A 13,258-nucleotide genomic window follows, 5' to 3' on the forward strand; every position below is an offset into this window, starting at 1 on the left:
CGGCCTGGATGGGTTCGGTCGATGCCCCGTCGCACCCCCTAGGTTGCTTCCTAGGACGTGGTCAAGGGAAGAGAGCGCCATGGGCCAGGTCTGGACCAACCCCCTGGCGGCGCTTCCCTGGCTTGGGATCCCCTCGTCCCTGGTCGTCTCCGGCCTTCCGTTCTTTGTGATCATCCTGGCCCGCTATTTCCTCGTGGCCGGAGGCTCCTGGTGGCTGCTCTACGCCCGTTCAGGCCGGCTCGGGGAGGGCATCCGGTACGACATCCGCCTCTCGGTGCTCTCGGCCGGCGTGTTCGCCCTGGCCACGGCCGGCGGCCTGACGCTCGAGGGGTTCGGCCTCACGCGTCTCTACAGCCAGCCCCAGCAGTACGGCTGGTGGTACCTCGCGTTCAGTTATCTGGCGGTGCTGCTGCTGCAGGACGGCTTCTTCTATGCCACCCACCGCCTCTTCCACCACCGCGCCCTCTACGGCTGGTTCCACCAGGGTCACCATCGCTCGCGCCAGCCCACCCCGTGGACCTCGTTCGCCTTCGATCCCCTCGAGGCCGTGGTGCAGGCGGTGTTCCTCGTCGCCGTGGTGGTGCTGCTGCCCCTGCATCGGGGGACCCTGCTGGCGGTGCTGAGCACGATGACGGTGTGGGCAATGGTGAACCACCTGGGGCTCGACCATCTGCCGCTGCGTTTTCCCCACCATTGGCTCGGTCACTGGGTGATCGGTCCGGCGCACCATTCGGTGCATCACCGCCGCCATCAGATGCACTACGGGCTCTACTTCACCTTCTGGGATCGCCTCTTCGGCACCGAAGACCCTGCCTACACCGAGCGCCTGCACCAGGGAGCACTCCCGCCGTCCCCACCCTCCGACAGGGCTGTCGGGAAGCCTCGCAGAGACCGGAACGTACAGACCGGGAGTGACCGGGAGTGACGAGGAGGGCGATGGTCTGCGAGCGACCCCCTGGGCAGCTTCGGGCTGACGGGTGCACCCTGGAGACAGAGAGCCCTGGAGACTGCCATGGACGCATCTGCCAGCCCAGCATCCACCAACCCGGAATCCGCCAGCCCCGCACCTGAACGCACCAGTCACCGCGGCTACGGCCTGGTGGTCGAGCCCTGTGCCGAAGGGTGGGAAGCCAGGATCGAGGACCCTGCCGGCCATGTGGCCGACGTGGTGCTCCAGGAGCAGCTCGACCTCAACCCCTTCCCCAGCCTCGAGCAGGCCCAGGAGGCCGCCGAGAACTTCGTGGATCAGCTGCTCGGTGAGGAAAGTTCCTACTGATCCCGGCGAGCCAGAGCCCCTCGATCCAGAGCCCGTCGATCCGGAGCCCGGGGATCCAGTCGACACGCTGGCCGGTATTCCCACTGTTCTCCGCTATCTCGCGGTGCCTTCCGTCTCCCGAACCGGCGTCCTGCTCACCCTCCTTCTGGCCTCCGGTGGCGTGGGCCTGGCCATGGCCACCCAAGACCCTCAGGCCCCCGCCACCGCCCTGGCTCCCGCCCCTGCCCTGGCCTCGCCCCCGGCCATGACCGTCGCCATGGACAAGGGGGTGCTCTACCGCGGCGCCTTCCGCCAGGCCGAGGCCCCCGTGCAGGGCAGCTACACCATCCGCCGCGATGGCCAGCGCACCCTGCTGGTGCTCAGCGATGACTTCAGCACCAATCCCAAGGCGCCTGACCTCAAGCTCGCCATCGGCAAGGCCGCCAACCCGATCGCCGGGAGCAAGCCCCCGGCCTATGCGCTTCGGGAGGGCACTTACACCGTGATCGCCCCGCTGCGGGCTGCCCGAGGAGGCCAGACCTACGTGCTGCCCAAGGGGATCGAGCTGGCCGACAAGGGCTCGGTGATCATCTGGTGCGAGCAGTTCAACGCCACCATGGCCTGGTCCCCCCTGGCGAAGTGAGCAGGGTCGTCCGGGCCTCCTCAGTTGGGCGGTTCCCCATCCAGGCGCCGCCAGACCAGGAGGCCACCGTCCGCCATCAGGCTCAGGGTCAGCCGATCCTCCTGGAGGGCGAAGCCGCGCACGGCGCCGAGATCACGCCCTAGCTGCGTGTCGAGGCTCGGGGGTGGGCAGAGAGCCCGCGTCATCGCCAGGGGGCCGAACTGGAGGCTGCCGCTGCGGCCATCCCCGGCCAGGCTGGCGGACCAGCGACCCATCGCCCGGTTGCAGTTCAGCCGCAGTGCGGCCCGGCCATCGGCCCCCAGGGCCAACGTGTACAGGCCCGGCTGCTCCGGACGGCGGCTGCCGATCGCGTCGTCCATCGACTGGATCTCCATCAGCTCCCAGTGGCTGCCGGCGAGGGCCGCCGGTAGGCCGTCGTCACGGCCCTGGGCCTGGCCTGGGGCACTGGTTCCTGTCATCAGCAGGGCCGTCAGGGATCCGACCAGGCAGCCCGCCCACCGCCCTGGACCGTGAATGCCCATCGCCTGCCTGTGTACGCCTGGGGTTCAGGCTAGAAAACCGTTCGATCCGAACAGTGTCGCGGAGTTCAAGCCGCTACAACTCTCCCACCTCCTGAAGGGGGGAAAGGGTGTACGAGGGCGGTTGCAACCGCCCTTTTTCATGCCCCAGGGTCCGGCCGAGGCGGAGCCAGCGGGCAGCGACGGGTGCGGTCGAAGGCCGACCAGTCGATCCGGTGGCTGTCACCCTCCGTCTCCACCATGTCCACGAAGCACAGCCCGAAGCCGATCCGCTGCACCGGCCAGCTCGAGCGGCTGTGCACCGGCCGTTCGATCGTCTCGTCGATGCCGCTGAACGCCACCACGAGCTCCGCGTTGCGCGCGAGCAGCTCGTCGGGCCCCAGACCGTGCAGCGGGCTGCTGGCGTCGATGCGGTGCTGGGCCGTCCAGATCAGCAGGAAGGCGATGCCCTGGTCGCGTTCCAGCGGCAGGGGCCGCAGCCGGCGCATCCGATGGCCCTCAGCGCTGATCTCATCCTCCGCCAGGTAGGCCCTCACCCGGGCCTCCAGGATGTGGTTGCCGCGCTCGTTGGCCAGCCGGAAGCTGAGCGTGGGGGTGCCGTCCCAGGGGTGCACCACCGCCAGCGCCGAAAAGCGGATCCGGGCGCTGCTGCGCGAGAAGCGGGCGAAGGCCAGACCGGTGGAGAGGGCGATGAACAGCAGCCCGACCAGGGACTCGGCCGTCACCAGCAGGTTGGTGACGAGGCCCACCGGATGCAGGGCCCCGTAGCCGATCGAGCCCAGCGTCTGCACGCTGAAGAAGAACGCCTCGGCAAAGCTGGCCCGGCCGCCGACGGTCCCGGCCAGCCCGCCGGGATCGAGGCGGTAGAGCAGGGCGAACAGCAGGTTGATCGCCAGGTACACCAGGGCCAGCAGCCCCAGGAACAGCGGCCAGGAGAGCGCCAGCGCCAGCAGGTAGGGCTCCCGCCAGTGGCGCCAGCCGCCAGTCCGTTCCTGGGCGGTGAGCAGACCGTGCTGGCGCCGCAGGCGCTGGACCCTGGCCATCGGCTGCGGTGCCCCCGGAACCCATCGTTAGCATCCGCGCCCTCCCACCGACCGTCCGCCGACCCATGTCCAGCCAGTGGGACAACTTCCTGAGGAACCTGGGTGAGTGGCACGGTTCCTTTGCCGACCTGGACATCCAGGGCTCCGTGCTGCGCTCCACCCCCTCGATCCTGAGCCTCGAGGCCAGCGAGGAGGGGCGCTGCGTCCATTTCCGGTTGCGGCGCTTCGGCCAGGGCGGCACCGACACCCCGCCCACCAGCGACCACCGCCAGGACTACCGCTCCCTCGGCCGGCAGGTGGTGTTCTTCGAGACCGGCGCCTTCGCCAAGGGGTCTCTCCAGATCGCGCCCCGCACCCGCTCCGGGGCCGAATACGGTTTCGTGGGTCCCGACCGTCGGCTGCGGCTGGTGCAGCTCCACGGCGAGGATGGTCGCTTCGAGTCCCTGGTGCTGATCCGTGAGTTCCGGGCCGGCGGCAACGCACCGGAGCGCCCACCGCTGGAGCTCGATCAGCTGGTCGGCACCTGGCAGGGCCAGGCCGCCACGGTGGAGGCCGACTGGCCCGAACCCACCCTCAGCCCCTGCGCCAGCCGGATCGAGCGCTGCGGCGGCGATCAGGTGCGGATCCTCACCACCATCGGGAGCGATCAGACTGAACGCCAGGGTTCGCTGCAGGGCCGCACCATCCGCTTCGACGGTCCCGCCCCCGAGCTGCTGAACCTCCTGCCCGACGGCGGATCCAGCCGGGTGCCGCTGCAGGTGAGCCACCGGGAGGCGTTCAGCGTCGAGGCCGGCTGGCTCAGCTCCCCCACCGAACGCCAGCGCCTGATCCGCCGCTACAACGACCGTGGCGAGTGGGTCTCAGCCAGCCATCTGATCGAGACGCGGGTGGCTTAGCCCTGGAGCCCCGCGGGGCCTACCCCCCGGCCTGCCTGGGCCGGTAGCCCGCCTGCTGGAGGGCCGTCAGGGCGGCGGCCACCTGATCCCCCTGGAGTTCGATCACCCCCGCCTTGAGGGTGCCGCCGGTGCCGGCGGCCGCCTTGAGCTGCTTCAGCAGGGCCTTGAGCTCACCCTCCTCAGCTTCCAGGCCGGTGATGGCCGTGACCAGCTTGCCGCCCTTGCCGGCTTTGCTGCGTTGCACCCGCACGCGCTGCTGGGCTCTGGGGGTCGGCTCCTGCTGCGGGCTCGACGCGCTGGCGGGCCGGGCGAGCGGGCTGAACTCCTGCCAGCCGCGCTGCCGCTGCATCGTGATGCGCCCGAACCTTCCAGGATCATCCCGCACCGCCCCTGCGGCCGGCCCTGAGGCGCCCAGGTTCCTACCCTGAGCACACCCTGCCCAGTCCCCGGTGACCAGCACCCTTCCCGCGGCGAACCCGGCCCCCGGGCAGCCCGATCCCGCCTCCCTCCAGCCCGAGGTGCGTCCGAACCCGGCTGGTCGCTTCGGACGTTTCGGCGGCCAGTACGTGCCGGAAACCCTGATGCCGGCCCTGGCCGAGCTGGAGGTCGCCGCCGCCGAGGCCTGGGCCGATCCCGCCTTCACCGGGCGGCTGGATCACCTGCTGCGCACCTACGTGGGCCGCCCCACGCCCCTCTATGAGGCCGAGCGGCTCACGGCCCACTACGCCCGTCCGGAGGGTGGACCGCGCCTCTGGCTGAAGCGCGAGGACCTCAACCACACCGGCGCCCACAAGATCAACAACGCCCTGGGTCAGGCCCTGCTGGCCCTGCGCATGGGCAAGAAGCGGGTGATCGCCGAGACCGGCGCCGGCCAGCACGGCGTGGCCACCGCCACCGTCTGCGCCCGCTTCGGCCTGGAGTGCGTGGTGTACATGGGCGCCGAGGACATGCGCCGTCAGGCCCTCAACGTGTTCCGCATGCGCCTGCTGGGTGCCACGGTGCAGCCCGTCACCGCCGGTACAGCCACCCTCAAGGACGCCACCAGCGAGGCCATCCGCGACTGGGTGACCAACGTGGAGAGCACCCACTACATCCTCGGCTCGGTGGCCGGCCCCCACCCCTACCCGATGCTGGTGCGGGACTTCCACGCCTGCATCGGCAAGGAGGCCAGGGCCCAGTGCCAGGAGGCCTTCGGCCGCCTGCCGGATGTGCTCGTGGCCTGTGTGGGCGGCGGCTCCAACGCCATGGGGCTGTTTCACCCCTTCGTGCAGGACACCGGCGTGCGGTTGGTGGGGGTCGAAGCGGCCGGGGAGGGCGTTCCCAGCGGCCGCCACGCCGCCACGATCACCGAGGGCCGCGTCGGTGTGCTGCACGGTGCCATGAGCCTGCTGCTGCAGGACGCCGAGGGCCAGGTGCAGGAGGCCCATTCGATCAGCGCCGGCCTCGACTACCCCGGCGTCGGTCCGGAGCACAGCTACCTGCGCGAGATCGGCCGCGCCGACTATCTGGCCGTCACCGACGAGCAGGCCCTCCAGGCCCTGCGGCTGGTGAGCGAACTGGAGGGGATCATTCCCGCTCTGGAAACGGCCCACGCCTTCGCCGCCCTCGACCAGCTCTGCCCCACCCTGCCCCCCGGCACCGAGGTGGTGCTCAACCTCTCGGGCCGTGGCGACAAGGACGTGAACACGGTGGCCGATCGCCTGGGGGACCAGCTGGGGGGCCGTCTGGCCCGGTGACCCCCCGTGGATCCGCCCGGCTCAGAGCGGATCCTCCTCCCAGGCAAAGCGCGGCAGTCGCCGCAGGCCCTCCTGCATGCACCCTGCCCACACTTGCATCGAACGGCTGATTTCCGGCGCTCCCTTCCCCAGCTTGATCCGCCGGGAGATGCGCAGCTCGTTGGCCGGCATCAGCGCCAGTTCGAACGGCGGACCCACCGAGAGGTTGGACCGTCGCGTGATGATCTGGGAGATCAGGCAAAGCCGGGCCGCATCCTCCAGGGACAGGCCGCAGTGGCCCACGAAGTCGAGCGGGGGTTTGCCGTATTTGCTTTCCCCGATCTGCAGAAACGGGGTCTCGCGGGTGGCCATCACCGCGTTGCCCTGCGGGTAGATCAGGTACAGGCCATGGCGATCTCCCTCGATCTGGCCCCCCAGGATGAAGGTCGCCTCCGCACTCGCTCCCGACTGGTGCAGCGTGGCCCGGTGCTGGTCCTGGACCGCCACGCTCATCCGTCCGACATAGTCGGCGGCTTCGAACAGATACTCGGCGGTGAGCAGATTGGGCAGCTGCTTCTCCTCCTCCTTGCGGTCCTTGGCGTGTTGGGTGGCGTGTCGGGCATCGCCCGCCACAGCGCCCCTGGCCGGGGCGGCGGCCGGATCGCAGCCGAGCATGGTGGACCTCTGGGGCTGACCTGCCTCGGGCACCCCCACGAACACCGAGGTCTGCAGCGGCGGGTTGCCCGCTTCGCCGCTCAGGCCGGGGCCACTGCCCACCGGTGTGCCGGGCCGGGCTGGCCCGGTCGGCGCCACCCCCTGGCGGCGCAGTTCCCGCTGGATCTGGTTCAGCACCGCCTGGGTCGTGCCCAGGTTGCCGGCCGCCAGGAGCACGAACATGCGGTCCGGCGCCGGCTGGAAGACATGCATCTTGCTGTAGGTCGAGATGTAGTCGACCCCGGCATTGGTGCGCGAATCGGAGGCGAACACCAGGCCCGCATCGAGCAGGAATGCGACGCAGTAGGTCATGTCCGTTCCAAGCCTCCCTGGAAGGAATCCTGAACGATCACCCCACCGGTCGGCCCTGGGTGCTCCATCAGTTCAGCTCAGCAGCCTGGACAGGGTCGCCGCCACCGAGTGCACGGCGGCCCTGGCGGTGGCGTAGGCCATGCGCATCGGTCCCACCAGGGCCACCTGGCCCTGGGCCCCATCGCCTGTGGTGTAGCTGGCCTGCACCACCGCACAGCGCTCCAGGGCCCCGTGCGGGTGCTCCCGGCCGATCCAGATCGCGTCGGCCCGGGGACCGAGCACCTGCTGGGGGGTGTCCTCCACCAGCTGCAGCAGCGGGCGCAGGCTGGCGGTCTGGCTGAATTCCGGCTGGGCCAGCAGGCCCCCCAGGCCGCTGGCCACGGCCTGCAGGTTCTCCTGGGCGAGGGGCTGGCGGCGCTCCAGGGCCTGGCGTAGCAGATCGCCGCCATGGCGCAGTTCCTGCGGCAGCTGCTGCCACGGGATCGGATGGTCGGGATGGGCGCGGAGCTGGTGGTTGGTCCAGCGCTCGAGTCGCTCGATCTCCTGGGGGGCGACGGGCGGTCGGCGCAGGTTGAGACTGCCGGCCCCGGCCGAGCCCGCCACGAGGAAGACCAGCAGCCGATCGCCGCTGGCCACCAGACGCAGTTCCTGCAGGCGCTGCTGACGCTTCTGGGGCCGGGTGATCAGGCTGAGCAGGCCGGTGAAGTCCCCCAGGCGCCGGCTGAGATGGAGCAGCAGGTCATCGAGGGCCGACCAATGCAGGCTGAGCCCAGTGAGTTCCCGTTCCAGTTGCTGGGCCGCCGCGCCCGGGGCCGGCAGCAGCCGGTCCACATAGACCCGGTATCCCTGCTGGCTGGGGATGCGGCCGGCGGAGGTGTGGGGCTGGGTCAGCAGGCCGCGCTGTTCCAGAGCCCCCATGGCCGAGCGCACCGTCGCTGAACTGGCCGGTAGGCCGAAGCGCCGCACCAGGGTCTTGCTGCCCACGGGTTCCACCGTGTCGACGTAGTGGCGCACGGCCAGCTGCAGCACCTCCTGCTGTCGTTGGGAGAGGTTCTGCGCCAAGGCAGCTGCCCGGAAGGCTAGGCCGGATGGTAAGAGCAGCCGCCACGTTTGCGCCGGTGACCCAGCGGCGGAGTCACGGGGTCTTCACGCCGCACGGTTCGTGGCACAGCTCGTCCCAAGGCTCGTGGCCCGTCTTCAGTAGCGCGGCACCGACGGGTCCACCTGCACGCTCCAGGCGTCGATGCCCCCCAGCAGGTTCCACACCTGCCCGTAGCCCTGCTGCTCCATCAGCCAGCAGCCGAACTGCCAGCTGCGTACCCCCGCGTGGCAGATCACCGCCACGGGCCGGTCGCGCTCCAGCCGCTGCTCCAGCGTGGGGAGCCATGCGCTGGAGCAGCTCAGCGGCAGGTGGATGACCTCATGGGGCAGGCGGGCCAGTTCCAGTTCCATGGCTTCGCGCACATCCACCAGCTGGATCGCCTCCCCGTCGCTGAGGCGCTGCTGCAGCTCACGGGCCGTGATGCTCTTGGGGAGGCTCTCGGGCGTTTGCACGGGTGGGGCTTCGGGGCAGGATGGACCCATCCTGCTTTGGGCGCATGAAGGCCCGCCGATTCGTGGCGGTGGTGCTGGCGGCGACGTTGTTGCTTCTGGGTCTGGCCCTCGGAGGCTGGTGGCTGGTGTGGCAGCGCTCTCCCCTGCAGTTGCAGCATCAGGGTCTGATCCTGCCCCGGTCGGCCCGTTTCGTGCCCCGGCAGGCCGCCCTCAGCCTGTTTCTGCTGACCGATGCGGAGGAGCCGGTGCGCTATGCCCGGGCGGTGGCCCCCACCCGCCAGCGCCGGCAGGCGGCCGACGCCGTGGCGCGGCTGCGGGACGGGGCCTTCGCCGCGGCGGGTCTCGACTACCGCGACGAGCTGGCCGGCTGGCTCGGGCCCGAGACGGGCCTGGCCCTGTTCGCTGCCGATGGGGCCGGCGAGCCCAGGGGGTGGCTGCTGGCCCTGCAGAGCCGTGATGGAGACGGCGCTCGCCGTTTCCTGCAGCGCTTCTGGCAGACCCGCAGCCTGGCCGGCACCGGGCTGCAGGTCAGCAGCTACCGGGGCATGGGCCTGATCAGCGGCCGGGCGGCCCTGGTGGGTCAGGAGCCCGTACCGGTCGCCACCGCCCTGATCGACGATGACCTCGTGCTGCTCGCCTCGGGCCGCGGCGTGCTCGAGCAGGCCCTGGACGTCTCCCAGATCGATGAGCTCAACCAGGCCGCCGACCCCCCCTTTCGCCAGGCCCTGGCCAGGCTCGAGCAGGGGGCCGTGCTGCTCACCCTGCGTCCGTCCGGCCTGGAGCCCTGGCTGGGCTTTCCGGGTGGAGCCCCTGGCGGACTGCGCTCCCTCGTGGCCTCCCTGCGCCCCCAGGGACGGCAGCTGGCCGTCGAGGCCCTGATCCAGTCGATCCAGTCCGACGCCATCCCGCCGGGCGAGGAGGCGTCCACCGCGGCGGACGATCCGAGCGGACCCTGGACACCGCGGCTTGATCCCTCCGAGGCCGAGGCCCTGCTCGATGGTCTTCGTGGTGAGGTCGTCCGCCTCGCCCTGCTGCAGGATCCGGCCCACTGGCCCGACGCCTGGCGCCCCCTGCTGGAGCAGGCCCTGCTGGGGCAGGGGGGGGGACTGCCCACCCTGGTGGCCTCCCTGGATGCAGGCCCGCTGCTGTGGAGTGAGGGCCCCCTGGGCTGGCTGCTGGGCACCCGCGCCGACCAGCCCGCGCCGGCCGCCCTCCAGCCCGCCCTGGAGGACCTGGGGTTGGTGGCCTCCACCCTGGCCGCACCCGCCGCGGGCCAGGGCCTGCAGGTGTGGACCCATCTGGAGGCCACGAGCGCGTCGCGACGCAGGGGCGACGCGACTTCCCAGCTGGAGGTCAGCCTGGCCGGTGCCCGGGCTGCCGATGGCGAGCGGGCCTGGTGGGGCCAGACCCTGGCTGTGCTCGAGGAGCGGCGCAGTGCCGGCAGCGGGCCGCGGCCGCTGCGCCGGGCCCTCGACGAGCTCGGCCTGCCGGAGGCGCCCCTGCAGTGGGCGGTCGCCGCCGATCCGGCCCGCGCCCTGCTGCGGAGCTGGTCGTCCTGGCGGCTGCTCTCCGCTCTGGCGGGCCAGCCCCTGGCCGAGGACGTCGAGGGCCTGGCCCTGGCTCTCGAACCCGATGCCGGCGGGCTGCATCTCCAGGCCAGGATCCATTACGGATGAACCCAATGGCTGAGCTGTTGCTGTTGCGTCATGGCATCGCGGCGGAGCGCCGCCCCGATCACCCGGACCAGGCCCGCGCGCTCACGCCTGAAGGACGCCAGCGCACGGCGGCCGTGCTGAGCCAGTTGCACCGCCTCGGGGTCGGCGCCGACCGGCTGCTGAGCAGCCCCCTGGTCCGGGCGCGCCAGACGGCCGAGCTGGCCGTGGCGGCGGGCCTGGCGCCGGCCGTGACCCTCACCGATGCCCTCGCACCGGGGGGCGATCCCCTGCCTCTGCTGGCCGATCTGGCCGCCGGCGGGCGTCTGCTGCTGGTCGGCCATGAGCCCGACCTGGGGGACCTGGCCGCGCGGCTGATCGGTGCCCCGCCGGGCAGCATCGCCCTCAAGAAGGCCGGTCTGGCGGTGCTGGACCTGCCCACGCCGCGCACCCCTGGCCAGGCCTGCCTGCGGCTGTTGCTGGCCCCCCGCCAGCTGCTGGGCGGCAACTAGCGCTACGGCGGGACGGGCGGCTCCAGCCGTAGGTTCTGGCCCAGTGGTCTCCGTTGGCATGGCAGGCAGGGTCAGTGGCAGTGTCCAGGGCAGCGTCGATGGCGCCCATGGAGCGGCGTCCGTCCCCCCCTTCCGGCCGGGGCTGGAGGGGGTGCCGGCGACCCAGTCGGCCATCTGCGACATCGACGGCCAGCGGGGTCTGCTCACCTACCGGGGCTATGGCGCCGATGTGCTCGCGGCCAACAGCACCTTTCTCGAAACCACCTACCTGCTGATCTGGGGCGCGCTGCCGACCGCGGCGCAGCTGCGGGAGTTCGAGCAGGAGGTGCAGATGCACCGGCGGGTGAGCTTCCGCATCCGGGACATGATGAAGTGCTTCCCGGCCTCCGGCCATCCGATGGACGCGCTGCAGAGCAGTGCCGCTTCCCTCGGCCTCTTCTACTCCCGCCGCGCCCTCGACAACCCCGAATACATCTACGAGGCGGTGGTGCGGCTGATCGCCAAGATCCCCACGATGGTCGCGGCGTTCCAGCTCATCCGCAAAGGACAGGATCCGATCCAGCCCCGCGACGACCTGCCGTTCGCGTCGAACTTCCTGTACATGCTCACGGAGCGGGAGCCTGATCCCCTGGCGGCCCGCATCTTCGATGCCTGTCTGATCCTGCACGCCGAGCACAGCCTCAACGCCAGCACCTTCAGCGCCCGCGTCACCGCCAGCACTCTCACCGATCCCTACGCCGTGGTGGCTTCGGCGGTGGGCACCCTGGCGGGCCCGCTGCACGGGGGCGCCAACGAGGATGTGCTGGCCATGCTCGAGGCCATCGGCAGCGAGGACCAGGTGGAGCCCTGGCTGGATCAGGCCATCGCCGAAAAGCAGAAGATCATGGGATTCGGCCACCGCGAGTACAAGGTCAAGGACCCCAGGGCCGTGATCCTGCAGGGCCTGGCCGAGCAGCTGTTCGATCGGTTCGGCCACGATCCCCTCTACGACCTGGCCCGCCGGGTGGAGGAGGCGGCAGCGGTGCGGCTGGGCCCGAAGGGCATCTACCCCAACGTCGACTTCTATTCCGGCCTCGTGTACCGCAAGCTCGGCATCCCCCGGGATCTGTTCACGCCGATCTTCGCCATCGCCCGCACCGCCGGCTGGCTGGCCCACTGGAAGGAGCAGCTGGGAGCCAACCGCATCTTCCGCCCCTCGCAGATCTACACCGGTGCCGAGCCTCGCGAGTGGGTGCCGCTGGAAGCCCGCTAAGTTTCCCCCATCTGAGCTGCCGTCATGCTGAGCGATCCGGCCGTCGGTCTGGACCGGGCTGTTGGTCTGGACCTCCAGTCCAGCTTCGTGGAGGCCCTCCAGGGCCTGGGCCTGAGCCATGGTGCCGCCCATCTGCTCTGGCTGCCGCTGCCCATGCTGCTGGTGCTGGTCGCCGCCGTGGTGGGCGTTCTGGTCAACGTCTGGCTGGAGCGCAAGATCTCCGCGGCCGTGCAGCAGCGCATCGGACCCGAATACGCCGGCGCCCTCGGGATCCTGCAGCCCATGGCGGACGGTCTGAAGCTGCTCTTCAAGGAGGACATCATTCCGGCCCGGGCGGATGGCCTGCTGTTCACCCTCGGCCCGGTGCTGGTGCTGATCCCGGTGATCCTCAGCTGGCTGGTGGTGCCCTTCGGCCAGCACCTGCTGATCAGCAATGTGGGCATCGGCATCTTCCTGTGGATCGCCCTCAGCTCGATCCAGCCGATCGGTCTGCTGATGAGCGGCTACGCCTCCAACAACAAGTACTCGCTGCTCGGGGGCCTGCGCGCCGCAGCCCAGTCGATCAGCTACGAGATCCCCCTGGCCCTGGCCGTGCTGGCGGTGGTGATGATGAGCAACTCGCTCAGCACCGTCGACATCGTCGATCAGCAGACCGGTGCCGGCATCCTCAGCTGGAACATCTGGCGCCAGCCCGTCGGTTTCGTGATCTTCTGGATCTGTGCCCTGGCCGAATGTGAGCGCCTTCCCTTCGACCTCCCCGAGGCCGAGGAGGAGCTGGTGGCCGGCTACCAGACGGAGTACGCCGGCATGAAGTTCGCCCTCTTCTACCTGGGCAGCTACATCAACCTGGTGCTCTCGGCCCTGTTGGTGTCGGTGCTCTACCTCGGCGGCTGGGGCTTCCCCCTGCCGGTGGAATGGCTGGCCGGCTGGCTGGGCCAGCCCATCGATGCCCCGCTCGTGCAGGTGATCACCGCGTGCGTGGGCATCGTCATGACGGTATTGAAGGCCTACCTGCTGGTGTTCCTGGCGATCCTTCTCCGCTGGACCACCCCCCGGGTGCGGATCGACCAACTCCTTGATCTGGGCTGGAAGTTCCTGTTGCCGATTGCCCTGGTCAACCTGCTCGTCACCGCCGGCCTCAAGCTCGCCTTCCCTGCCTTCTTCGGCGGCTGACCCTTCAGCTTCCGACCGG

The 13,258-nt window shown here is 70.5% G+C and carries 15 protein-coding genes; 9 read left to right on the forward strand and 6 right to left on the reverse strand.

The window, feature by feature from the left end; all coding sequences use genetic code 11:
- Positions 1-79 precede the first annotated feature (79 nt).
- From ACLNEE_RS07155 to ACLNEE_RS07165, 3 genes are all read left to right on the forward strand, one after another.
- Complete coding sequence (locus ACLNEE_RS07155; RefSeq protein ID WP_411423543.1) at positions 80-925, forward strand: sterol desaturase family protein; 846 nt, start codon at positions 80-82, stop codon at positions 923-925.
- An 87-nt stretch (positions 926-1,012) separates the two neighbouring features.
- On the forward strand, positions 1,013-1,276 hold the full coding sequence (locus ACLNEE_RS07160) for a hypothetical protein (protein WP_411423542.1): 264 nt from the start codon (positions 1,013-1,015) through the stop codon (positions 1,274-1,276).
- A 103-nt stretch (positions 1,277-1,379) separates the two neighbouring features.
- Positions 1,380-1,898 (forward strand): DM13 domain-containing protein, encoded by a 519-nt coding sequence (locus ACLNEE_RS07165; RefSeq protein WP_412006934.1) that lies wholly within the window; start codon positions 1,380-1,382, stop codon positions 1,896-1,898.
- A 20-nt stretch (positions 1,899-1,918) separates the two neighbouring features.
- On the opposite strand, the gene ACLNEE_RS07170 is transcribed toward ACLNEE_RS07165, so the two are convergent.
- Together ACLNEE_RS07170 and ACLNEE_RS07175 are read right to left on the reverse strand one after the other, a co-directional pair.
- Positions 1,919-2,419 carry an META domain-containing protein gene (locus ACLNEE_RS07170; RefSeq protein WP_411423540.1) on the reverse strand — a complete coding sequence of 167 codons (501 nt, stop codon included), beginning with the start codon at positions 2,417-2,419 and terminating at the stop codon, positions 1,919-1,921.
- A gap of 137 nt (positions 2,420-2,556) precedes the next feature.
- Entirely contained in the window at positions 2,557-3,459 is a 903-nt protein-coding gene (locus ACLNEE_RS07175; RefSeq protein WP_411423539.1) for an ion channel, read from the reverse strand.
- 65 nt (positions 3,460-3,524) lie between these two features.
- Between ACLNEE_RS07175 and ACLNEE_RS07180 the strand changes: the two genes are divergently transcribed.
- Positions 3,525-4,355, forward strand: a complete 831-nt coding sequence (locus ACLNEE_RS07180; protein ID WP_412006935.1) for a DUF3598 family protein — start codon at positions 3,525-3,527, stop codon at positions 4,353-4,355.
- A gap of 19 nt (positions 4,356-4,374) precedes the next feature.
- Here the strand turns inward: ACLNEE_RS07180 and ACLNEE_RS07185 are convergent, their stop codons facing one another.
- A complete protein-coding gene (locus ACLNEE_RS07185) occupies positions 4,375-4,704 on the reverse strand; it encodes a translation initiation factor (protein WP_411423537.1) in 330 nt (109 codons plus the stop codon).
- Between the two features lie 169 nt (positions 4,705-4,873).
- Here ACLNEE_RS07185 and trpB point away from each other — a divergent pair, with 169 nt between their 5' ends.
- On the forward strand, positions 4,874-6,091 hold the full coding sequence (gene trpB / locus ACLNEE_RS07190) for a tryptophan synthase subunit beta (protein WP_411423556.1): 1,218 nt from the start codon (positions 4,874-4,876) through the stop codon (positions 6,089-6,091).
- Positions 6,092-6,112: 21 nt separating this feature from the next.
- Here the strand turns inward: trpB and ACLNEE_RS07195 are convergent, their stop codons facing one another.
- From ACLNEE_RS07195 to ACLNEE_RS07205, 3 genes are all read right to left on the reverse strand, one after another.
- Entirely contained in the window at positions 6,113-7,096 is a 984-nt protein-coding gene (locus tag ACLNEE_RS07195) for a 20S proteasome subunit A/B (RefSeq protein WP_411423536.1), read from the reverse strand.
- Between the two features lie 72 nt (positions 7,097-7,168).
- A complete protein-coding gene (locus ACLNEE_RS07200) occupies positions 7,169-8,158 on the reverse strand; it encodes an HrcA family transcriptional regulator (RefSeq protein WP_411423535.1) in 990 nt (329 codons plus the stop codon).
- A gap of 135 nt (positions 8,159-8,293) precedes the next feature.
- Positions 8,294-8,650: a rhodanese-like domain-containing protein gene (locus tag ACLNEE_RS07205; RefSeq protein ID WP_412006936.1), complete on the reverse strand. Its 357-nt coding sequence runs from the start codon at positions 8,648-8,650 to the stop codon at positions 8,294-8,296.
- Between the two features lie 44 nt (positions 8,651-8,694).
- Here ACLNEE_RS07205 and ACLNEE_RS07210 point away from each other — a divergent pair, with 44 nt between their 5' ends.
- The 4 genes from ACLNEE_RS07210 to nuoH are packed head-to-tail and all read left to right on the forward strand — an operon-like array spanning position 8,695 to position 13,239.
- Entirely contained in the window at positions 8,695-10,326 is a 1,632-nt protein-coding gene (locus ACLNEE_RS07210) for a DUF3352 domain-containing protein (protein WP_411423533.1), read from the forward strand.
- A gap of 5 nt (positions 10,327-10,331) precedes the next feature.
- Complete coding sequence (sixA, locus tag ACLNEE_RS07215; RefSeq protein ID WP_411423532.1) at positions 10,332-10,814, forward strand: phosphohistidine phosphatase SixA; 483 nt, start codon at positions 10,332-10,334, stop codon at positions 10,812-10,814.
- 58 nt (positions 10,815-10,872) lie between these two features.
- A complete protein-coding gene (locus ACLNEE_RS07220; RefSeq protein ID WP_411423555.1) occupies positions 10,873-12,066 on the forward strand; it encodes a citrate synthase in 1,194 nt (397 codons plus the stop codon).
- 24 nt (positions 12,067-12,090) lie between these two features.
- Entirely contained in the window at positions 12,091-13,239 is a 1,149-nt protein-coding gene (gene nuoH, locus ACLNEE_RS07225) for an NADH-quinone oxidoreductase subunit NuoH (RefSeq protein WP_411423531.1), read from the forward strand.
- Positions 13,240-13,258: the final 19 nt, after the last annotated feature.

Source organism: Aphanothece stagnina RSMan2012, from assembly GCF_046764815.1.
Taxonomy (GTDB): domain Bacteria; phylum Cyanobacteriota; class Cyanobacteriia; order PCC-6307; family Cyanobiaceae; genus NIES-981.